The 20,794-nt window shown below is 59.1% G+C and carries 21 protein-coding genes; 8 read left to right on the top strand and 13 right to left on the bottom strand.

Annotated features, from left to right (window positions below; translation table 11 throughout):
* Positions 1-25: 25 nt before the first annotated feature.
* The 7 genes from aroA to C5748_RS09595 form a co-directional block, all read right to left on the bottom strand.
* Positions 26-1,354: a 3-phosphoshikimate 1-carboxyvinyltransferase gene (gene aroA / locus C5748_RS09565; RefSeq protein ID WP_158259832.1), complete on the bottom strand. Its 1,329-nt coding sequence runs from the start codon at positions 1,352-1,354 to the stop codon at positions 26-28.
* Positions 1,341-2,759 (bottom strand): 3-phosphoshikimate 1-carboxyvinyltransferase, encoded by a 1,419-nt coding sequence (locus C5748_RS09570; protein WP_105741727.1) that lies wholly within the window; start codon positions 2,757-2,759, stop codon positions 1,341-1,343. The genes aroA and C5748_RS09570 overlap by 14 nt, the downstream gene beginning before the upstream one ends.
* Before the next feature lie 455 nt (positions 2,760-3,214).
* Complete coding sequence (locus C5748_RS09575) at positions 3,215-3,880, bottom strand: acyl-homoserine-lactone synthase (RefSeq protein WP_105741728.1); 666 nt, start codon at positions 3,878-3,880, stop codon at positions 3,215-3,217.
* Between the two features lie 68 nt (positions 3,881-3,948).
* The gene (locus C5748_RS09580) at positions 3,949-4,704 is read right to left on the bottom strand and encodes a LuxR family transcriptional regulator (RefSeq protein ID WP_105741957.1); all 756 of its coding nucleotides are present in this window, start codon (positions 4,702-4,704) and stop codon (positions 3,949-3,951) included.
* Between the two features lie 321 nt (positions 4,705-5,025).
* The gene (locus C5748_RS09585; protein ID WP_105741729.1) at positions 5,026-6,258 is read right to left on the bottom strand and encodes a GGDEF domain-containing protein; all 1,233 of its coding nucleotides are present in this window, start codon (positions 6,256-6,258) and stop codon (positions 5,026-5,028) included.
* Positions 6,259-6,473: 215 nt separating this feature from the next.
* On the bottom strand, positions 6,474-6,707 hold the full coding sequence (locus C5748_RS29455) for a MucR family transcriptional regulator (RefSeq protein ID WP_425350235.1): 234 nt from the start codon (positions 6,705-6,707) through the stop codon (positions 6,474-6,476).
* A 303-nt stretch (positions 6,708-7,010) separates the two neighbouring features.
* Complete coding sequence (locus tag C5748_RS09595; protein ID WP_105741730.1) at positions 7,011-7,478, bottom strand: Ros/MucR family transcriptional regulator; 468 nt, start codon at positions 7,476-7,478, stop codon at positions 7,011-7,013.
* A 363-nt stretch (positions 7,479-7,841) separates the two neighbouring features.
* Here C5748_RS09595 and C5748_RS09600 point away from each other — a divergent pair, with 363 nt between their 5' ends.
* Positions 7,842-8,030 carry a hypothetical protein gene (locus tag C5748_RS09600; protein WP_105741731.1) on the top strand — a complete coding sequence of 63 codons (189 nt, stop codon included), beginning with the start codon at positions 7,842-7,844 and terminating at the stop codon, positions 8,028-8,030.
* Positions 8,031-8,242: 212 nt separating this feature from the next.
* Positions 8,243-9,142: a DUF3991 and toprim domain-containing protein gene (locus tag C5748_RS09605; protein WP_105741732.1), complete on the top strand. Its 900-nt coding sequence runs from the start codon at positions 8,243-8,245 to the stop codon at positions 9,140-9,142.
* Positions 9,143-9,157: 15 nt separating this feature from the next.
* On the opposite strand, the gene C5748_RS09610 is transcribed toward C5748_RS09605, so the two are convergent.
* Both C5748_RS09610 and C5748_RS09615 read right to left on the bottom strand, forming a co-directional pair.
* Complete coding sequence (locus C5748_RS09610; protein WP_105741733.1) at positions 9,158-9,355, bottom strand: hypothetical protein; 198 nt, start codon at positions 9,353-9,355, stop codon at positions 9,158-9,160.
* A 111-nt stretch (positions 9,356-9,466) separates the two neighbouring features.
* Positions 9,467-9,763 carry a hypothetical protein gene (locus C5748_RS09615; protein WP_105741734.1) on the bottom strand — a complete coding sequence of 99 codons (297 nt, stop codon included), beginning with the start codon at positions 9,761-9,763 and terminating at the stop codon, positions 9,467-9,469.
* A 242-nt stretch (positions 9,764-10,005) separates the two neighbouring features.
* On the opposite strand from C5748_RS09615, the gene C5748_RS09620 reads away from it, so the two are divergent.
* The 5 genes from C5748_RS09620 (at position 10,006) to C5748_RS09640 (ending at position 17,100) form a co-directional block, all read left to right on the top strand.
* Positions 10,006-10,608, top strand: coding sequence for a DUF1419 domain-containing protein (locus C5748_RS09620; RefSeq protein WP_105741735.1), 603 nt, complete (start codon positions 10,006-10,008; stop codon positions 10,606-10,608).
* A 10-nt stretch (positions 10,609-10,618) separates the two neighbouring features.
* On the top strand, positions 10,619-11,176 hold the full coding sequence (locus tag C5748_RS09625) for a hypothetical protein (protein WP_105741736.1): 558 nt from the start codon (positions 10,619-10,621) through the stop codon (positions 11,174-11,176).
* Positions 11,173-11,361 (top strand): hypothetical protein, encoded by a 189-nt coding sequence (locus tag C5748_RS09630; RefSeq protein ID WP_105741737.1) that lies wholly within the window; start codon positions 11,173-11,175, stop codon positions 11,359-11,361. The genes C5748_RS09625 and C5748_RS09630 overlap by 4 nt, the downstream gene beginning before the upstream one ends.
* Before the next feature lie 136 nt (positions 11,362-11,497).
* Positions 11,498-11,908, top strand: a complete 411-nt coding sequence (locus C5748_RS09635; RefSeq protein ID WP_105741738.1) for a DUF3085 domain-containing protein — start codon at positions 11,498-11,500, stop codon at positions 11,906-11,908.
* A gap of 83 nt (positions 11,909-11,991) precedes the next feature.
* The gene (locus tag C5748_RS09640; RefSeq protein WP_105741739.1) at positions 11,992-17,100 is read left to right on the top strand and encodes a DEAD/DEAH box helicase family protein; all 5,109 of its coding nucleotides are present in this window, start codon (positions 11,992-11,994) and stop codon (positions 17,098-17,100) included.
* Positions 17,101-17,380: 280 nt separating this feature from the next.
* Here the strand turns inward: C5748_RS09640 and C5748_RS27830 are convergent, their stop codons facing one another.
* The 4 genes from C5748_RS27830 to C5748_RS09665 all read right to left on the bottom strand — a co-directional run bounded on the left by C5748_RS27830 (position 17,381) and on the right by C5748_RS09665 (position 18,748).
* Positions 17,381-17,740: a type II toxin-antitoxin system RelE/ParE family toxin gene (locus tag C5748_RS27830; protein WP_146119498.1), complete on the bottom strand. Its 360-nt coding sequence runs from the start codon at positions 17,738-17,740 to the stop codon at positions 17,381-17,383.
* A complete protein-coding gene (locus C5748_RS09655; RefSeq protein WP_105741741.1) occupies positions 17,724-17,999 on the bottom strand; it encodes a ribbon-helix-helix domain-containing protein in 276 nt (91 codons plus the stop codon). The genes C5748_RS27830 and C5748_RS09655 overlap by 17 nt, the downstream gene beginning before the upstream one ends.
* Before the next feature lie 184 nt (positions 18,000-18,183).
* Positions 18,184-18,462: a BrnA antitoxin family protein gene (locus C5748_RS09660; RefSeq protein ID WP_105741742.1), complete on the bottom strand. Its 279-nt coding sequence runs from the start codon at positions 18,460-18,462 to the stop codon at positions 18,184-18,186.
* Complete coding sequence (locus tag C5748_RS09665; RefSeq protein WP_105741743.1) at positions 18,446-18,748, bottom strand: BrnT family toxin; 303 nt, start codon at positions 18,746-18,748, stop codon at positions 18,446-18,448. The genes C5748_RS09660 and C5748_RS09665 overlap by 17 nt, the downstream gene beginning before the upstream one ends.
* A 300-nt stretch (positions 18,749-19,048) precedes the next feature.
* Between C5748_RS09665 and C5748_RS09670 the strand changes: the two genes are divergently transcribed.
* Entirely contained in the window at positions 19,049-20,794 is a 1,746-nt protein-coding gene (locus tag C5748_RS09670; protein WP_105741744.1) for a ParB N-terminal domain-containing protein, read from the top strand.

Consider the following 20,794-nt stretch of genomic DNA (forward strand, 5'->3'; position numbering starts at 1 on the left):
GTGTGGGACGATAGACCGTTGTGCCTTAGGCGACTTTCAGCAGGGGGGTCACAGAGGCCCCGATTTTTTGCATGTCATCGAAAAAGGTAGGATAGGTCTGGGCCACGTGCTGTGGATCATTGATGATCAGACCGTGACGGCTTCCGAAGGCAATGGCGGACAAGGCCATAATGACGCCGTGATCGAAGTGCCCAAAGACCTCAGCGCCGCCATCTATGCCGCCGGGAGAGCCATGGATGATCAATTCGTCCCGTGTTTCCTCGGTTTGAATGCCGGCTTTGAGCAGTTCCGCACGGTAGTCGCTGATCCGGTCGCACTCTTTATACCGGATATGCTCGATGTTCCCGAAACGGCTCGTACCATCAGCGAAAGCGGCGACAGCTGCCAATGGCAGCACCGCATCGGGAGCTAGAGAGCCGTCGAAATTATGCGCTACAAAGGGACCGCCGCCGAAAACCCTAAGTTCTTTGGACGATCGTTCCATCCGAACTCCCAGTTTTCTCAGGTAATCCAGCACTGCGCCGTTGCCCATCTCTTCCTCATGATAGGAGGTGAGGCGCACATTGGACGGCACGACCGAAGCAGCCGCCAGCAACGCCGCTGTGCTGGCAGGATCGGAACCGACAACGTAATTCGACGGTTGCAGAGTCGTATCGGCCGGAAGATGGTAGGCCATCATATTCGGCTGGGCCTGCACTTCCACACCAGCCTGTTTCAGGATTCGCATTGTCGTCCGAACCATGTCCGGCGCCTTCAGTTCATCCAGAACCGTAATGGATAGCCGATCCTTAATGGATGCGCCAAGAAACAGGAGCCCGCTCAGAAATTGCGAGCTTTTCCGACAGGAAATCGCCGTATCACCACCGTGCAGGTTCGTACCATCCAGGTGGATCGGTAGTTTTCCGTCATTGTCTCGCCATTTGCATTGCACCCCCAAGGCTTCTAGGGCGTCCATCATTTCGATGTTCGAGCGTTGACCGAGGGATCGATCATAGTCCGTCCGGAAGGTCACGTCGGATAGGCAAGCTGTGACGCCTAATAACAGGCGAAGCACGACGCCCGAATTGCCAGGATTGAGAACAATGTGGTCGTTCAACCCGTCCCAGCCGGGGCCATCCACAGCCAACGTGGTGGCGTCTTGATAACAGATATTGGCACCAAGAGCTTCACAGCAGTCGATCATGGCCTTGACGTTCTTGCTGTTGGCTATATTCGTGATCCGACTGGTACCCTTGGAGAGAGTTGCCGCCAGTACCGAACGGGTGGACGAGCTTTTCGAGGCCGGCGGCGTGATTGCCCCCTCGAACCACTCGGCCGGGAATACCTGTAGTTTATCGACTTCAAGCAGTTTCATAATAATCCTCCGCTCTTCTGGGGGAGGTCCGTTGAATAACGCCCTCGTCAATCTCTTCATTACGGGTGCGGACGTTGAGGATTGACATCACGTCGAAAAAACTTGGGAAGCCGGCGTCCATGTATTCCGCGCCTGTAATTCGCGTGATCTCCTTCGCGCTTAAGGAGGCAGCGAAAAGCCCCCCAAGAACCCGGTGATCCCGAAAGCTATCGAGGGTTACCCCTCCCGTCGGTTCGCTTTTCCCCAGGGCGATGAGACCTTCCATCGTTCCTTCATGGTTGAATTTTGGACGGACATTGCAGCCAAGGCGACGAAGTTCTTCGACCATCACGAGAAGGCGCTGGCATTTGTGATGATTGACGTGCCCGGCTCCTCTGATGGTTACATCAGCGGCCGACAAACAGGCCGCTGCGCACAGGGATGGAACCACCGTCGGGATATTCTTAGCGTCGATCTCGATTTCGTGCTCAGCCGGATTGGTATGCCTAATATGAAGGCGATGCGCGCGTTCGTCATAATCAGAGACAGCGCCCAGTTTGGCGAACGCTTCAAAAAACTGCGTTTCACTGCTCATTGTGGAACGGCGATAGTGCTCGACGGTCAGCTCTGAGCCAGGGCGGGCTACGACGGCCGCCATGAGATACGAGAGAGCCGTGAAGTCGGATGGAATTGTTATCGGTATGTTTTTATACAGGCCGGGATGTACTGAATACGTGTTGCCATCTAGTGCGACGGGAATACCCCTTTCCTTCATCATGGACAGGGTGAGGTCGACATACCCTTCTCCTACCAATCCGCCCGATGTGATGATCGACACCCCCTTCGGCGAAAGCGGGGCGATTAGCAATAGCGCGGTCAGGAATTGCGAGGTTTTTGCCGTGTCAACGATCGTTGCACCGCCGAAGTCTTTCTTCCCGTTGATGAGGATACGGGCGCTGTTCAAATCGCTCAGATCTTTCCAATTTCCGCCCAGATCGTTGATGAAGGTCAGGTGTTGAAGAACTGGTCGATTTTTGATCGATTTATAACCCTCTATTGTCGTTTCTCCCGGTACTGCGCTGGCCAAGGCCGCGACAGTTCGGAACATAAAGGCCGACCCGTCGGCCATTAACGCTTTTGCGCTAGGTTTCAGCAATCCTCCCGTTCCTCGCACCACGAGCCGTTCCGGACCGTCTTCGATGACTTGCAGCCCGAATTGTTTCGCTGCCTCAAACAGCCGCTTTGTTTCGCTGGACCACGAGGGGAATAGAATTTCCGTGTCTCCTTCGGACAGAAGTGCAAAAATCAACGCTCTTTGCATATGCGGCTTCGAGGATGGCACTGACGCCAGCCCTTTCAGTTCCCCAACGGGTAATATTGATACATGCATCCTGGAGCTCCTCTGACGATGGTAGAAGGTTTGCATCAGTATCTTGAATGTTTTTCGTGCTGGACGAGAGCACGGGGGGATATGAACTTTCCAGTGAGTGGGTATGGCTGCTGCGTTTCGAATATCTCGTCGTATGCGAAAACTTCCGATAGCTAAACGCACAGCAACATTAAACGGATAAGTTGTATTTGAAATTTCAAATATCTAAACACCTATTAAGAAAAAAAAGCAGTATTAATGGCTGTTGACATAAATCTGTTTTTGGTTGGATCAGAGGAAGCGAGATGCAATCGATAGCCTGGACCATGAGCTGAAATGTATGTATATTGTTGCTTGGCAGATGGGATGGTTGCCGTCCTCCCCTAGCTAGAGGTTTGGTGAAGGCTTCTCCTAGCCATCGCCCTCTCCACCCGATTCCGAAAGTGCACGCTTGGTGGTCCGCTCCAAGGTTCGTCGACATGCGCAGTAGCGATCCCTCATCTGGTCGTGCCTCAGGCGGCTTTGCCATAATCCGCCAGAATCGTCGGTATTGGTCGAGCTGACCGATCGTACAGAGGCTCTGACAGGCGAAGCGCCCCACGCATGGACGATAGCACCTGACTCGAAATTTCGAACGCTCCGCAACAAACAGGGAATCGACCGAAACCATCTGCCCGCCCAAGCTCATGGACGGTCGCACCGGTTCGCCGGTAAAGCCGCTCAACATGAGGCTCGTAGTTTGAGATCATTGTGTGAATCCCATTGACGAGAGCAAACTCACATAGCGCAACGAGGAGCAGACAAAACGCTTGGCGGGGCGAGATATGCGGATAGTCTTCCGCCAGTGCCTTCTCGTCGACGCACATACGGGTTCCTTCCCATATGCCGGGTGCTGACAGTTCGGCGGCGTCAGGAAATGTCCGTCGGAACACATCGTAGAGAAGGGTCGGCCCGGTGGTCGGCATCAACCTCATGCTTCCATAATGGCGCTTTCGTTCTGAATCGCACCACACCAGATACACTGGCTGCATATCGTCGTATTGATCGCGTTCGAATTCGCCATCTACCTCAACTTGCCAATGCAAATTGTCAAAGAATACAGCTTTTCGAGTCCGGAACATCTGAGCGAGCACTTCCGGATAGGCAGCGTATTCATGAGCTTGTATTGAAACAATCATCTTCGCGCTCCTTTATTCTGGCAGCGCGAAAACAATGCTCCGGGCAAAGATCGGCGGGTAGTCCCCCCTCAAGGGCCCTTGTTCGGGGGGGATTGCCTTGGCCAAGGCGTTATGATCCCAAGATGAATCGCTCGTGTGGCCGCTGCCGAGCGTGTCGCACAGCCCAGTTTCAGCCTGGCCGATTTGAGGTAGTCGCGAACTGTATGGTCGGACAGATTCAGGATCAGCGCAATGTCCTTCAAATCCTTGCCCAGAGCTGTCCAATGGAGGCACTCGACCTCCCGACGACTAAGAGCAGGCACAGGATCGGCTTCGCCATGGAGCTCATAGATCGCCTTGCCGTGCACGATCTGCGCGAGCGATGCCCATTCCTGCTTGTGCAATTCTACGAGAGCCTTCCATAGATCTGCCGGCAAAACGGAATTGACGGAAAACAAACCGCGCCGCCGAACCTTATCCACCACAGGAATCGAATAGCCTTGTCCTCCGACACCATGCGCCGACGCATCGGCAAGGAAGTTGGCTGCATCCGAATCCAGGGCTACTTCATGCCAATGGAACGGGAGCCGTCGGGCAAAGCCATCCCGGACAATCGGATCGACTTCGACATATCCCCTCAAGAGATAACGAGCGATCCATGACTCCGGGTACGTGGTTCGCACGAACGGCGCGTCAACCTTCCCAGCCACCGTCCGCGCCAGCTGGTAGGTGACAAAGGAGATACCTTCATAATGCCCCTGAAAGGCCCAAAGCGCGTCCTGGACACCAGGCGCTTCCGCGATCCGATCAATTGATACAAAGCGGCTGTCGTTGGGCTGCTCCATTCGCCCGCCAACGACACGCCGCCCGCGTGCGTCGATATCCAAACCCCTTTCCCCCATCTCGGGCCGTTAACTTGCTCTCGGCCCGGGCTATCCAATCTCCATGCAATTGGCTCGTTCGGAATGGTATCGCGCAAGACGACTTGCGACCCGTTGAAGGGGCAAATCTAAAGTTGCAGCCCGTCAGTCGTTTGGCAGTACATTCGCCTGATCAGTGAACCGGCGATATTTCCCAAACATAATACTGGTTTGCTTCGTCCATATGACCCATCGTAAGCGTACTATATCAGTGCTCGCGGGACAGCGCAGCGGCTAAGAGGCGAATTACGCGTATCCTGCCTGGTTTGTGCTCGATACTTTCGGTCCATCACACAGAGAAGGGATAGCTGCGGCCACATTTGTCGCACTATGCATGGGCGACTCGAAGCTTACTGAGCGGTTTCTTCCCCAGGACTTCGCCGCATAAAGGCGTGCATCGGCACGGCCAATCATCGTGCGAAGCGAGTCACCTTGCTTTCTCGCAGCGACACCCAGACTTGCGGTCACGTTGATGTGCATGAAGCCAACCTCCACCGAAATTTCAGCAATAGAGATCCGTAGACGCTCAGCAAACTTCAGCACCTCCCCCTCGTCGCAATCGACAAGCAATACGGCGAACTCCTCCCCACCTATACGCCCGATCGCGTTGCGGCCATAGGTCGCGCCGCGAAGCACTGCTCCGACGCGTCCGAGAACCTCGTCCCCGACACCATGGCCATATCGGTCATTGATCTGCTTGAAATGGTCGAGATCGAACAGCACTAGGCCGGTCACGACTTCCCGCGAGAATACCGTTGCGGCGTAGGTGTCGAACCCGCGTCTGTTAAACACGCCGGTCAGTAGGTCGAAGTCGCGCTCATAGCGCAGCGTTTCAATGATCTCGATGACCGTCGCTGCCAAGATGGTTGCGGCAAGGCTGATCCCAATGATGACAATTGCAATATGGACGACCTCGTGAAGACTTCTATGGCCGTGTGCCGACTGGACTTGGAGTAGATCGCCTGTGCTCAAGGCAGCGTTCAGGAAGAAGGCGAAACAAAAGAGCGCCAGCAGGCAGAATAGGAGTCCTTCAACGAAACGTGATCGCGGTGCGGCTCGAACCTGCCACCATGTTGCTGACAATGCTGCGCTGTAGGCAGCGCTTTGAACGAAATTACGGAAGGTCGGCTCCTCGACCGCATAGATGGAGTACCAGATCAACAATAAAACGATGACGACGAAGCCAGGTGCAGCAATCGGATGGACACTCCTCGAGCTCCGCCGCAAGATACCTTCACAGAGCAGGGCCACGCCAAGGGTATAGAGCCCGCTGCGCACGAGGACAGCGGCTTTTCCATGGTCAGAACTTCCTAGCCAAATTGCTTCACCGAGCAAAACTGCAACGCACATCGCAGCGAAAACCAGGAGAGCCTGTCGACTACGATCGAGGCACCAGATCCCGATATAGGCAGAAGCCAACGCAACTAGAAACCCTGACCCAGCCATGGACATAATAACAGTATTTGCCGACTCTTCCATCGCCCCCGTAACCCAAAAACAGCCTGACAGGAGGGCGGTATCCGACGCTCCCAGACGTGGTCAGCCTGAGGGTTTTGGCGACAAGAAGTGATGAACGAAACGGCTCAAAATCTAACTGATAATTGCTCTCGTCGACGCGGATACTCAAATTGTCAAGGAAAACAAAGGTAAAGAATAAATATATTTCAATATATATTTGACGTCTGCTCATATCGTCACCTCGCTCGGGGTTCGGTCCGGCGCCATGGGCTCTGATGCCACGCTCTCTGCCGGCGCTGCATTGGCCGCGGCGCGAGCCGTCTGACCCCCTTTCGACCCAACCCGAGTTCCCTGGCCACTTTCCGCCGCTGTTCAGAATACGATGGCGCCACCAACGGATAATCGTCCGCAGTCGAAATTCTTCCGGTGTCAGTCCGCGCGTCGACAGATGCCGCTTGAGCGTTTTGTATGGCTTCCGTCGATCATGCTCAGGATATGATCCTTAGACGCTAAGCTCTCCTTGGCCGATACGGCCGGGATATGTTCGGGATCCCGCTCAGGCTGGGTTTCGCCGTCGATAGCAACATTTTTTTGTTGTCCTCTGCAAGTGTGGCACGCGTCGTCCGGATAAGCTCGGCCAGCCCATTGGAGGGGACCGCATTATTCGTGACGTAAGCGCTCAAGAGCTGCACGGTCAGGGTTGTGCGACACAACCGGCTTTGAATTGTGACAGATGTCAACGTTCGACTCTCGAACGCGTCGCCGTGCGCCGCTCAACTGAACTTCAGTTTTATAGTTGGTCGTTTCGGAGCAGGCGTCGGTTGCCCGGCCGGCGGTCTTCGACCGAGGCCAGCGCTCTTTGCCAGAGCTGACCGTGTTGCGGAATAGTTCGGAGCCATCGGATAGTCGGCCGGCAGATTCCATTTCTGCCGATATTGGTCCGGCGTCAGGTTGTAATGCGTGGCGAGGTGGCGCTTCAGCGATTTGAATTGCTTGCCGTCTTCCAGGCAGATCAGGAAACCCGGTGTTATGGATTTGCGAACCGACACCGCCGGAACGGGCTTTTCTTCCGGTTGTTCGGCTTTGGCGCCTGCGGCGAGATTGGCGATCGCCGCATGCGTATCGGCAACGAGGCTCGGCAGCTCACTCGGGGGTACGGGATTGTTGCTGACATAGGCGGAAACGATTTCTGCTGTCAGCTCGACCAGGTTGGCTGCGGCCTGTGTATTCTCTTCGGTCATGGCCTTGCCCGTATGGGGTTTTTCGTAGGGACGCCACTGTCGCGGCGGCATCGTCGGTACAGGAAGAATGTGTGTTCGCATAGACCTTGATGATGCGGCCTCACGTCAACCGCAAGTGTTGCAGGCATGAACCACGAGGCTTCGTGCTGGATCATCTGGCTCAGGTGCAGAGCCCATTCCCCGCTCTTATCGGCTTAATTCCCTAGTTCCAGCCCAGACCTTTCGATCAACCCGCTTCGGGGTCGGACTACGCAAGCGTGCCGTCGCTCATGGCTTCGCCATCGCGATGATCGCGGTCCCGGCTGGACCCGACGGGCGCCTGTCGAGCGGGGAATGGTCCCCGCGACCACGGGAGCCACAACGATGACGCAAGAACTCAGCCTCGCTCAGAACCATGCCTGGAACCTCGCTCGCACCCTGATGACGCCAGTCATCCTCTTCAAGGTCGATGAAAACGCATACGGCGTTCTTCCCGCCGACGACCTCGATGATGACGAGGTAGACGCCCTCTATCTCTATGATCCCTACACAGGCGGCCAGCCGGTTCATTGAACCGGCCTTGCCGCTCGCGTGCCGCTTGCGATCGGCAGACCGCAAGGGAGGCTGCGCCGCGGCTGGCTGTTCCCCGAGTTCCTCGATTCCGCCGATTGCCAGCCGCGCCCTTGCGCCCTTTGCTCTTCGCGGCGGTCGCTGAGTGTTCCGGGAATTGTGTGAAAGAGATAGACTTGGAGAAAGGCCGGCAGAAAGCCGACCGGGAGAGAAGAATGGAAAAGGCGGATATAGAAGAATTGCGCGGCCGGGTTGGCTGTGGCGCCGTGCTGGAGACAGACGGCTTCGCAATCGATCTCAAGGAAAGCACGCGTAAGGCGGTCAAGTACCGACGTGGCGACGACATCATCATCGTGATTCACGACGACAAGGGATGGTTCGATCCGCTGTCCGACGCCAAGGGCGACGTCTATTCGCTGGTCCAGCATCTGGACGGCTGCGATTTCCTGGAAGCCTTCGTGCAGGTTGCCTCGCTTGTAGGATTCGTACCGAGCGAGCCCGAATGGAAACGGCAATCCCGCGAGACTGAGCCCGATCAGTCGGTCCCGGAACGATGGGCGGCCCGCCGCAAGCCATGGCGCGGATCGGCGACTTGGCGCTATTTGCGCGATGAACGGCATATTCCCGAGCAAACCATCCGTGCCGCTATTGTCCAGAACGTTCTGAGAGAGGGACCGCGCGGCAGCATGTGGGCAGCCCATATCGATGTGGCCGGCATCGTCACCGGCTGGGAGGAGAGGGGACCCGAGTGGCGCGGCTTTGCGACAGGAGGCAGCAAGGTTCTTTTTCGTTTTGGACACGAGGGTGCTGGTCGCATTTGCGTTACCGAAGCGGCGATCGACGCCATGAGCCTGGCCGCGATCGAGAACATGCGGCGCGATACGCTCTACGTCAGTACCGGCGGCGGTTGGTCGCCGGCAACCGATGCCGCCATTCGCCTGCTGTGCGAACGGCCGGACGCCCGCCTCGTCGCGGCCACGGACGCTAACCCGCAGGGTGAGGCATTCGTGTCGCGGCTGCGTGAGCTCGCCGGTGAACTCGCCTGTGACTTCGAGCGATTGAAGCCGGCGGCCGACGATTGGAATGCGATGCTTCAGGTCGCAGCGACCGTTTGAAGGCTTGATGGCCTTTCATTGATCCGCGCGTTTCGGGCCCGCCAACGTCAACTTGGAATCGACCATGTCGATACGCAAGGGCGCGCTGAGCCGGCGCTCGGCCAGGGTCCTCACCGCCTCAATGTCTATGCCCTCTGCCTCAGGGGCATAAATATCGAGTGCGATCTCGCCGGTTCGTTCGTCGGCATAAGTTCCCTGCAGGCCGGGGAACACGTTCCTTAACCAGGGCAGATTATCGGCGTGGAGCTTTTGCAGCTCTTCTCGCGTATGGGTCTGATTGGTGATGAACTCGACCGTCAGCGGTTCTCCGCAAACCGATAACCTCTAGTTCTCGACAGGTTCGTCGCCAGTCAACCGCAGGACCAGCCTGCTTTCGATGCCTTCCTGCTGATCCCAGAACAGACCGGCAAGCCGGGAACCATAGGTTTCGCGCAACTCCCTGGCGAGGGAGTCGCCCCCGTATTGTACGCGCAGCAGCTTGGCCTTTTCCGGTGTATCGGCATCGTGGACGGGTGTGGAGCAATCAAGAAGTGGGTCCACCCTGTCGGGGGATTCCGGCTCGGCCGCCATTGCTGTGACCGCGCCGAGCAAGAGGAGTGCGATGGCGAGACTGTGTTTCATGCGTGCATGACAGCCCGAAGGTACGGCCAAATTGGGGAAGGGAAGAAAAGGAGAAGAAAATGAAATCCGGCTGCCGCATGCCCGCCTGTCGCGTCAAGGGTGAAGCTTCGCCCGGCTGCGCCGGCCCTTGACCCGCCCGGACGGAGAGGCGGCCGCGGGGAGGGGTCAGGAAGAGCTGAAGATGATGGGTATTCACGAGGATGATCCGCGCTCCAGCCCGACGAGGCCGAAGGAGCCCGCCAATGACCCACTCTCCAATTCGCAAGGTTTTCCAGGGCGTCGCCGATCGCCGGCAGATGTTCCGCATGTTCGACCGTCATCACCAGCGGCCCGGTCGTTTTGAAGGCGATGCCAGCCCGCTCCATTGCGGAGAATGGTTCGAGACGGGCCGCGCCGAGCATGATTACATGCTGGATATTCTGCCGCCACTTTGGATGCGGGGCGAGATGTTCGCCATGCGCGAATTTTTGACCGGTTCGATCACCAGTGTCTTCTACACGCTGCGCATCGACGGCAAGTTCCGCTACTTCCACGCCTACTGCGATCTGGCGCAGTCACGTTCTCCGGTCGAGATGCGCGACGCTATCGTCGAACGCGAGTCCTGGCCGGTGAAGGCGATGACGCACCAGGAGCGCATCGAGCACATCTGGAGCGCCACGCATGACGAGTATCGCGGCTATGCCGGGGATCAATGGCTGCCGGAGCATCGTGGCAAGCGCACTGTGCTCTATTATGGGGGCCGTCGGGGCACCATGCTGAAGCTGCTCGAAGATCTCAGCGACGATGAGATCGCGGCGAAGCTGCCTGTGCATCTGCGCCATCTTCCCGAACGCATTGCGGCGTGAGGAGGCGGACATGGCAGACTATCATTCGCCCACTGTTATAACGCCGGATCTTCCGATAGCGGATATGACCGCCCTGGAATATCTAATCCTTGGCCTCGCCTTCGATTGCGAGCCGTCCGGGGAAGGTTACGTCTATCTCCACTCCTGGTGTGGGCCGAGCGACATCGTGTCGATCGAAGCTGGCCCGCTCCGCGCAGCCTATGATGGCTCCATCGATGCGCAGAGCGCGATCAACGATCATATCGCGGTGCTGTTGAAGGGGCATGACGCCCGCGAAGACAGCATGCCCGGCGACTGCATCGAAATTGATCTCACCGAGATCAGTTTCGGTTGGGATCGCATGTTACAGGATGTGGTCCGGCGCTCGACTGTTCTCGATGAGATCGTCGTCACGGCGGCGTTCACCTGCACGAAGATGCGTCCTGACGGGTTTGGCGGCAGCGTGATGCGGATCACCTCCGATGCGATCCAGTATAACTCGACAACCGACATGCTGGAGAAGATGTGGAACACGCCTGCGTCCACGACAGTGCCAGACACTGCCGAAGACAGGGAGTGTTCGTCATGAATTATGAGCGCCTGTTGCGGCGGTTACGATCGCATCCTGACCTGTTTGGTGCCGACGAGCGTCGGTCCGAACGCATCACGCGGTTGATCAAGCGCTGCAAGGCGAGAATGAAGCCGCAATGGGATGCCCGCGTCGAGCGGTTGCGCGCCGAGGCGTCGGAACGTTTCTATTTTCGGACCCTATAGGATCGGCGGCTCAAGTATCGATCTGCATGACGATCGGCTATCGCCGCCAATCTGAGCTCCCGTTCCCTCATAGCTAAACACGTTCCCGCGCGCCGGAGCTGACAGCCCGGACGCGAACCACATCAATGGAGTTACCATGTTCACCTTCCCATTGGACAAGGTGCGCGAGATCATCGCGCGTGGACAATCGGATGCCGCCGCCAATGGCGGTTTCCGCAATCCATACTACGGCCTCCGGCCCGGTGAGGGCGAAAGACCCGGCCTTTGGCTGGTCGGTGATGAAGGCGTGTACATCCTGTCGAACGGCAAACTCGCCGAGGGCCAGAAGGCCCTCGTTTGCTATGCCGAGGAATGCAACCCTTCGTCCAATCCCGACTACTGGCACTACAAACGCCAGCATTTCGGGGGCGATGACGGCATCGAGTTTCTCGATGCGGACGAGGTCATGCGTTTGCTCGACGCCATGCCCGATGCCACGCATCTGCGGGTTCAGATGACCGACACCAGCATGTCGTTGACACCCGTTCGCCTGCCGCTCCGTCCCTAACACTTCACCCCTTCGCGTGCGAGCAGCTGCCGGTCCTGACCGGCGGCGCGGCTTCGTGCGCCTTCAATCAGGAGAACATCCCCATGTCACACGACGATCCTTTCACCCTCGATATGTTCGGCAGCACGTCGCTCTCGTCCGGCCTCGGTCTCGGGGTCACGGCCTTCGGCAGCGACTTCGCGGCCAATGATGACGATGACGATCCAACACCGTCCTCGCCGGCGCCCGTTGCTCCGGCACAGCCGGCTGGACACCGGGCTGCTGCTTCGCCGGGCCTGCGCGTTGCACAGAATTTCCATCTCGACGGGGATCGTGCTCTCGCGCGTGGCTGGAAGGAGCGCGCGCGCGACAATGTTGCCGCGATCCAGCTTGCCAGCGAGATCGAGACGGAAGAACGTCCGGCCACACTGGAAGAGCAGGCACAGCTGATCCGCTTCACCGGTTTTGGCGCATCCGATCTTGCCAATGGCGTCTTCCGCCGTCCCGGCGAGGTCGACTTCCGCGACGGATGGGACGAGATCGGTTCCGCGCTCGAGGATGCCGTCGGCGAGATGGACTATGCCTCGCTCGCCCGTTGCACCCAATATGCCCACTTCACCCCGGAGTTCATCATCCGGGCGATCTGGACGGGGCTCCAGCGTCTCGGGTGGCGCGGGGGCAGGGTGCTGGAACCGGGGATAGGCACGGGTCTGTTTCCGGCGTTGATGCCGGACGCGCTGCAAGAGGTTTCCCATATCACCGGAGTTGAGCTTGATCCGGTGACGGCGCGCATTGCCCGTTTGCTCCAACCGCGGGCGCGGATCCTTACCGGCGACTTCGCCCGCACCGAACTCCCGGCGAGTGTCGATCTTGCCATCGGCAATCCGCCCTTCTCCGATCGCACTGTGCGTTCGGACCGGGCCTATCGGTCGCTCGGGTTGCGCCTGCACGACTATTTCATCGCGCGATCGATCGATCTGCTGAAGCCCGGCGCCCTCGCAGCCTTTGTCACCTCGCATGGCACGATGGACAAGGCAGACAGCACAGCCCGCGAGCATATCGCCAAGACGGCGGACCTGATCGCCGCGATACGTCTGCCGGAAGGCGGTTTCCGCGCAGATGCCGGTACGGACGTCGTGGTCGACATCTTGTTCTTCCGCAAGCGCAAGGTCGGCGAGGCCGAAGATGATGTTTGCTGGCTGGACCTCGAAGAGGTTCGCCCGGCCACTGAGGAAGAAGGCCCAATCCGCGTCAATCGCTGGTTTGCACGGCATCCGGATTTCGTGTTGGGCACGCATGGGCTCACCTCCGGTCCCTTCGGCGAGACCTACACATGCCTTCCCCGCAAGGACGAGGCTCTCGCTGCTGCGCTATCGGCTGCCGTCCTTCTTCTTCCGGAAGCCCTCTATGACGGCGAACCAACCCCGATCGATCTTGAACTCGAGGACGAGGTCGACGACGGCATGTCCGACCTGCCTTCCGATCGCCATGTGCGCGAGGGCAGCTATTTCGTCGACAATGCCAAGGGGCTGATGCAGGTCATCGACGGAGAGCCCATTGCAATCAAGGTCCGAAAGGGTCGCAGCGGCGACGGCATCCCGGAAAAGCATGTCCGGATTATCAGCAAGCTGATTCCGGTGCGCGATGCGGTGCGGGAGGTCCTGAAGGCACAGGAAGAGGACCGGCCCTGGAAGGATATTCAGGTCAGGCTGCGCATCGCCTGGTCAAGCTTTGTGCGGGAATTTGGTCCGATCAACAGCACGGTCGTTTCCATCACGGAAGACCCCGAAACCGGCGAGACGCGCGAGAGCCATCGACGTCCGAACCTCCAGCCCTTCGTGGATGATTCCGATTGCTGGCTGGTGGCGTCCATTGAGGACTACGATCTTGAGAACGACACTGCACGGCCCGGTCCGATCTTCACCGAGCGGGTCATCTCACCGCCCGCGCCGCCGGTCATCACCTCGGCCGCCGATGCGCTCGCCGTGGTGCTGAACGAACGCGGCCGTGTCGATCTCGAGCATATCGCCGAGCTGCTGCACCGCGATCCGGCCGACGTCGTAGCCGAACTAGGCAGCGCCATCTTCCGCGATCCCGCCGATGGCTCCTGGCAAACTGCCGACGCTTATCTCTCCGGCCATGTCCGCGACAAGCTGAAAGTCGCGGAAGCCGCCGCCGCACTCGATCCGGACTATGAGCGCAATGTTGCCGCGCTGCAGAACGTCCAGCCGGCCGATCTCAAACCTTCCGATATCACCGCGCGGCTCGGCGCGCCTTGGATACCGGCTGCCGATGTCGTCTCCTTCGTCAAGGAGACGATGAACGCAGATATTAAAATCCACCATATGCCGGAATTGGCATCATGGACGGTGGAGGCACGCCAGCTTGGCTATCTGGCGGTCGGAACGTCCGAGTGGGGGACAGATCGGCGTCACGCCGGCGAATTGCTGGCGGATGCGCTCAACAGCCGCGTGCCGCAGATCTTCGACACGATCAGGGACGGCGACAGCGAGAAGCGTGTTCTCAATGTCATCGATACCGAGGCGGCCAAGGAAAAGCTCCAGAAGATCAAGAATGCGTTCCAACACTGGATCTGGTCCGATCCTGACCGGACCGATAGGCTGGCGCGGGTCTACAATGACCGTTTCAACAACATCGCCCCACGGCGATTCAACGGGGACCACCTGCAACTGCCAGGCGCCTCGGGCGCCTTTTCTCTTTATGGGCACCAGAAGCGCGGCATCTGGCGCATCGTTTCCGCAGGCTCCACCTACCTCGCCCATGCAGTCGGCGCGGGCAAGACCATGACGATGGCGGCCGCCATCATGGAACAGCGCCGGCTCGGACTGATCGCCAAGGCAATGCAGGTCGTTCCGGGTCATTGCCTGGCGCAGGCCGCGAGGGAATTTCTCGCGCTTTATCCCAATGCCCGCATCCTCGTAGCGGACGAGACGAACTTCACCAAGGACAAGCGGGCACGATTCCTGTCGCGGGCAGCGACGGCCACCTGGGACGCCATCATCATCACGCATTCGGCATTCCGCTTCATCGGCGTGCCGTCTGCCTTCGAGCAGCAGATGATCCACGACGAGCTGGAACTCTACGAGACGCTGCTGACCAAGGTCGAGAGCGATGACCGTGTCTCGCGCAAGCGCCTCGAGCGCTTGAAAGAAGGATTGCAGGAGCGCCTGGAAGCACTTTCTACGCGAAAGGATGATCTGTTGACGATCGCCGAGATCGGCGTCGACCAGATCATCGTCGATGAAGCACAGGAGTTCAGGAAACTCTCCTTTGCCACGAACATGTCGACGCTGAAAGGCGTCGATCCGAACGGGTCGCAGCGGGCGTGGGATCTCTACGTCAAATCCCGCTTTATCGAGACGAAAAATCCGGGCAGGGCACTTGTGCTGGCCTCGGGCACGCCGATCACCAACACGCTCGGCGAAATGTTCTCGGTCCAGCGGCTTATGGACTATGCGGCCCTGATGGAGCGCGGGCTGCATGAGTTCGACGCGTGGGCGTCCACTTTCGGCGACACCACGACCGAGCTCGAGCTTCAGCCATCGGGCAAATACAAGCCTGTCTCGCGCTTCGCGAGCTTCGTCAACGTTCCCGAGCTGATCGCGATGTTCCGGAGCTTCGCCGATGTCGTCATGCCGGAGGATCTGCGCCAGTACGTCAAGGTCCCCGCGATCTCGACCGGTCGTCGCCAGATTGTCACCTCGAAGCCGACGGCCGCGTTCAAGCGCTACCAGATGGTGCTCGACGCGCGTATCAAGGCCATCGAGGAACGTGAGCGGCCGCCGGAGCCGGGTGACGACATTCTGCTCTCCGTCATCACGGACGGACGCCATGCGGCGATCGACCTGCGTCTGGTGGATGCCGACAATGACAACGAACCCGACAACAAGCTCAACAACCTGATCTCGAATGCCTACCGCATCTGGCGGGAAACGGCGGAGAACGCCTATGTTCGACCGGACGGCAAGTCATTCGAACTTCCCGGCGCCGCGCAGATGATCTTTTCCGACCTCGGCACCATCAACGTCGAGAAGACGAGAGGGTTTTCCGCTTACCGCTGGATCCGCGACGAGCTGATCCGCATGGGCGTACCGGCTTCCGAGATTGCCTTCATGCAGGACTACAAGAAGACTGATGCCAAGCAACGGCTGTTCGGCGATGTGCGGGCCGGCAAGGTCCGCTTCCTTCTAGGCAGTTCCGAAACCATGGGCACCGGCGTCAATGCGCAGTTGCGGTTGAAAGCGCTGCATCACCTCGACGTGCCTTGGTTGCCCTCACAGATCGAGCAGCGCGAGGGTCGCATCGTGCGGCAAGGCAATCAGCACGATAGTGTTGATCTGTTCGCATACGCTACCGAAGGCAGCCTCGACGCGACCATGTGGCAGAACAACGAGCGCAAGGCTCGCTTCATAGCGGCAGCACTTTCGGGTGACACGTCCATTCGCCGCCTAGAGGACATGGGCGAAGGTCAGGCCAGCCAGTTCGCCATGGCAAAGGCAATAGCAAGCGGCGATCAGCGGCTGATGCAGAAGGCGGGGCTCGAAGCCGACATTGCCCGGTTGGAGCGTCTGCGCGCTGCCCATATTGACGATCGACACGCTGTTCGTCGTCAGATTCGCGATGCCGAGCGCGATATCGAATACTCGACCCGGCGTGTCGTCGAAATTGGTCAGGATATCGAGCGCCTTGTTCCGACTGGTGGCGACGTCTTCACGATGAGCGTCGTGGGTAAGGCCCACACCGAGCGCAAGGATGCGGGCAGGGCGCTCATGAAAGAAATCCTGACTCTGGTGCAGCTTCAGCAAGATGGCGATACCGTCATAGCGACCATCGGCGGCTTCGATCTCGAATACACCGGCGAGCGCTTCGGCAAGGATCGCTATCGCTATACCACCATGCTGCTACGCACCGGCGCCGATCACGAGATCGATCTTGCAGTGACTGTTACGCCGCGCGGAGCCGTCGCTCGCCTCGAGAACGCGCTCGACGGTTTCGAGGGGGAACAGGAGCGCTATCGCCAGCGCCTTGCCGATGCCCGTCGTAGGCTGGCGTCCTATCAGTCTCGTGGTGAGGGTGGCGAATTCGCCTTTGCGGGCGAACTGGCCGATAAGCGACAACAACTTGTGGAGATTGAGAAAGCGCTCGCGGAGGATGTAGAGGGCGCGGTTCATCAAGAGGTGCAGGCTGCTTGAATTTGAGTCCTCGCCCTGGATTCGAACCGGTGCTGAAGAGGATTTGCAATCCCCCGCGTGACCACTCCGCCACGAGGCCATTGCCCGAAGCTAGTCGCCCGACCAGTGTGTTTTTTGCCGCGGCGAGGGCGTCGTCCTCGGTCTCGATCGGTAGCCGATCACGGGGCACTGGCGCTGATGCCGTCCAATCCCCCTCTCCTTGGCGCGAAATTGCTCTATCGCCGCCTCTCGCACTGTTGCCTCTTCCGAGGCGTCCTTCAGTCTGAAAAGGGTGCTGCCCTCACAACCCTTTCGCTCGACCTAGCATTCTAATCAGCATCCGGCGCTGATGGTCCTGTCCTCCAAAGAATATGGCCAGAATCCTTACCAGCTGCTGTTCTTCCAAAACGTCGAAATAGAATATGGCTCGATGTTTTGTCACGTTTCGGATGCCATCCCCCAGCTCCGGTCGGAGGGTGCCCTGAAACGGTGCGTCTGCAATCCGTTCCAGGGTTCGCTCGATCTCCGCAATACGAGATGATGCGTGTGCGAAAGCAGTCTCCGGATCTTCACCAAAATCAAGTCCGGCATTGATGAGAAAATCGAATATCAGTTCCAGATCAGCGGCAGCAGCTTCGGACCGTTCAACCCGAAAGGCCATATTCCGCCTTTTTTTTGCTGATCATATCCAGGGTCTGGTCACGGCCTTCCTCCAGACTGACGAACTTGCCGGCACGGCGCTCCGCAAGCAGTACACTCAGTGCTTCTGTGTGGGATCGTCGAGCTTCCGTTTCATCGCGCAACATCTCCAGCCCATGCTGGATAGCCGCACTCACGCTGGAAAACCGGCCTTCAGCCACAAGATTCCGTACAAAGGAATCCTGGGATTCGGTTAGCGAGACAGACGCTTTGACACTCATCGCTAATCTCCTTTTGGCATCAACATATGCTACTCAGTAGCATATGGCAAGGATCTTCGCTTCCATGTCACGCCCTTTGCGCCAGACACAATAATCCGTCGCTCCCGACGCGATCGCGGCCTGACGTTCACATTCATGGCCGGTCTGCCTTCGGGCGTGACCGGCCATTTCCACGTGGTTGCGGTCAGCGTTGCGGACCGGCCGTATCGAGCTTCTCGGCAAGCCAGACCTTGATAAGCGATTGATAGGGGACATCACGCTTGCCGGCCGCGACCTTGATCCGCTCCAGAAGAGAATTAGGCAGCCGCAGCGAAATTGATGTCGACGAAGGCTTCAGATTGGGCAGCCGCACCTTTTCGGCCTTGCTCCAATCGATGTGCTCGCTGGAATCATGGCTTTCCCAGAAAGCCCGTTCCTCAGCCTCGCTCGCGAACTTTGGTATCGTGTCAGATGCCCTGTTCATAATAGCTCCGCTCCTTGCGGCTCATATCGCGGGCGGAAATCACCCGCAGTTTCTTCCCGTCTTCCCGAAGCGTGAAGGTGATGTGCAGCAGTCTCCCGTCATCGGTGCGTCCGAGGGCATGGATGCGCCGCTCGGCGCCACTGTGCTTCACGTCGGGAACCGTCAGCAGGAGCTCGTTGAAGAACACCTGCTCGGCTTCCATCTGGCTGACATCGTGCTTGTCGGCGCTCTTGCGCGCGTTACCGTCGTCCCAGTAGAAGCCGACGATCCTATCCCATGCGATCATGGGTGTATATTGTCAGCATATACAGAAATTGCAAGGAAGGGAGAGGAGAATGGTGAAGAAAAGAGTAAATCCGGTTCGCCGATCGGCCGAACCGGTGACGCTTACGCTCAACCGCGCCGCTCGCAGTCCCGGCCGTTCGCTCTTCGCAGGGCTGTGAGCCCCGCTTGATCGGCCCGGCAGGGATGCTCGGCCGCAGTTGCACCGGCCCGTCCGCTCCGCGGGCCGGGGGAGGTCTTCGAAAAGAAGACGGGAAAGGACCGGCCAGACGCCGCGTCCGCAACCGCATGAAGGAGCATCCCCATGGAACTGAAGTTTGTCGATCCACGCGCGCTGAAGGAAAACCCCGACAAGGCGCGACGCTCGAAATCCAATCCGCAGGCCGACGCCTTGCTGCTGGCGACCATCCGCGCCGTCGGCATCGTGCAGCCGCCTGTCGTGGCGCCGGAAACGGATGGCGGGAATGGCTATGTCATCGACGCCGGTCATCGTCGCGTGAAGCAGGCAATCGCCGCGGGCCTCGAAGAGATCGCCGTCCTGGTGATCGAACGTGCCGAGGATGGCGGGGCGATGCGCTCACTGGCGGAAACGCTGGCGCATGAGCAGCTCAATCCGGTCGACCAGTGGCGCGCGATCGAGCGGCTGGTCGCGCTCGGCTGGACCGAGGAAGCCATCGCTGTCGCCCTTGCTCTGCCGGTGCGCCAGATCAGGAAGCTCAGGCTACTGGCGAACGTACTTCCGGCCATGCTCGATCACATGGCGAAGGGTGACATGCCCAATGAGCAGCAATTGCGCACCATCGCGGCGGCCTCGCTCGACGAGCAAAAAGAGGTCTGGAAGAAGCACAAGCCGTCCAAGGCCGATCCTCAGGTGTCGTGGTGGAGCGTGGCGCAGGGCCTGACCAAGACCCGCATGTTCGCCAAGCACGCCAGTTTCGGCGACGATCTTGCACAGGCGTATGGAATTGCCTGGGTCGAGGACCTGTTCGCGCCTGCCGACGAGGACAGCCGCTACACCACCGATGTCGAGGCGTTTCTCGGCGCACAGCAGGAGTGGATGGCCAACAATCTGCCCAAGCGCGGCGTTATCGTCGAGGCTGGCCAGTGGGGCGAGCCGAAACTGCCGCCCAAGGCCGAGCGCGTTTACGGCAAGGCCGGCAAGTCCGATCACACCGCCGTCTATCTCGACCGTGACGGCAAGGTCCAGTCGGTCGCCTATCGCATGCCGGAGGCGAAGAAGCCGAAGGGCAAGAAGGGCGAGGACGAGGTCGTCGAGGGTGACGATACGCAGTTGATCGTCCAGACCCGTCCCGATGTCACGCGCAAGGGCATCGCGATGATCGGCGACCTGCGCACCGATGCGCTGCACGAGGCTCTGTCACGCGCTCCGATCGAGGACGACACGCTGATGGCGCTGCTCGTGCTCGCCTTCGCTGGACAGAACGTGACGGTGGCGTCCGGCACCCGCGACATGTCGTATTACGGGTCGGCGCGCCTTGGAGAGCATTCCGTGTCGCTCTTCAACCAGGAGGGCAAGCTTGAGTTCGATATGGACACGCTGCGCATTGCGGTGCGCTCGCTCCTGATCGATGTGCTGTCATGCCGGGAAAACCGGTCCGACAGCGGTGTGGTTTCCCGTGTCGCCGGCGATGTGATCGGGGCGGACAACTTCCTGCCCAACATGGGAACGGAAGACTTCCTCTCATGCCTGTCGCGACCGGCGCTGGAAGCGTCCTGCGCGGATACATCCGTCCTGCCCCGGCAGAAGGTCAAGGATACCCGCGCGGCCCTGGTCGAGCACTTCAAGGAAGGCCACTTCGTCCACGCCTCGGCGCTGTTCGCCCCCAATACGGCAAAACTCGCCGATTGGCTCAAGAAGCACGAGCCGAAGGAGCAGGCTGAGGACGACGGCACACCGGCGGACCAGGACGAGCTCGATGGTGATGCGGTCATCGAGCCGGCGCATGATGACCTCGGCGAGGATCCGGATCCGCAGGCCGAGGAACTCACCGACGAGCATGTCGAGGCCTACAAGGTGGCCGCCGAATAG

The sequence above is a fragment of the Phyllobacterium phragmitis genome (genome assembly GCF_002980495.1).
In the GTDB taxonomy this organism is placed as follows: domain Bacteria; phylum Pseudomonadota; class Alphaproteobacteria; order Rhizobiales; family Rhizobiaceae; genus Paramesorhizobium; species Paramesorhizobium phragmitis.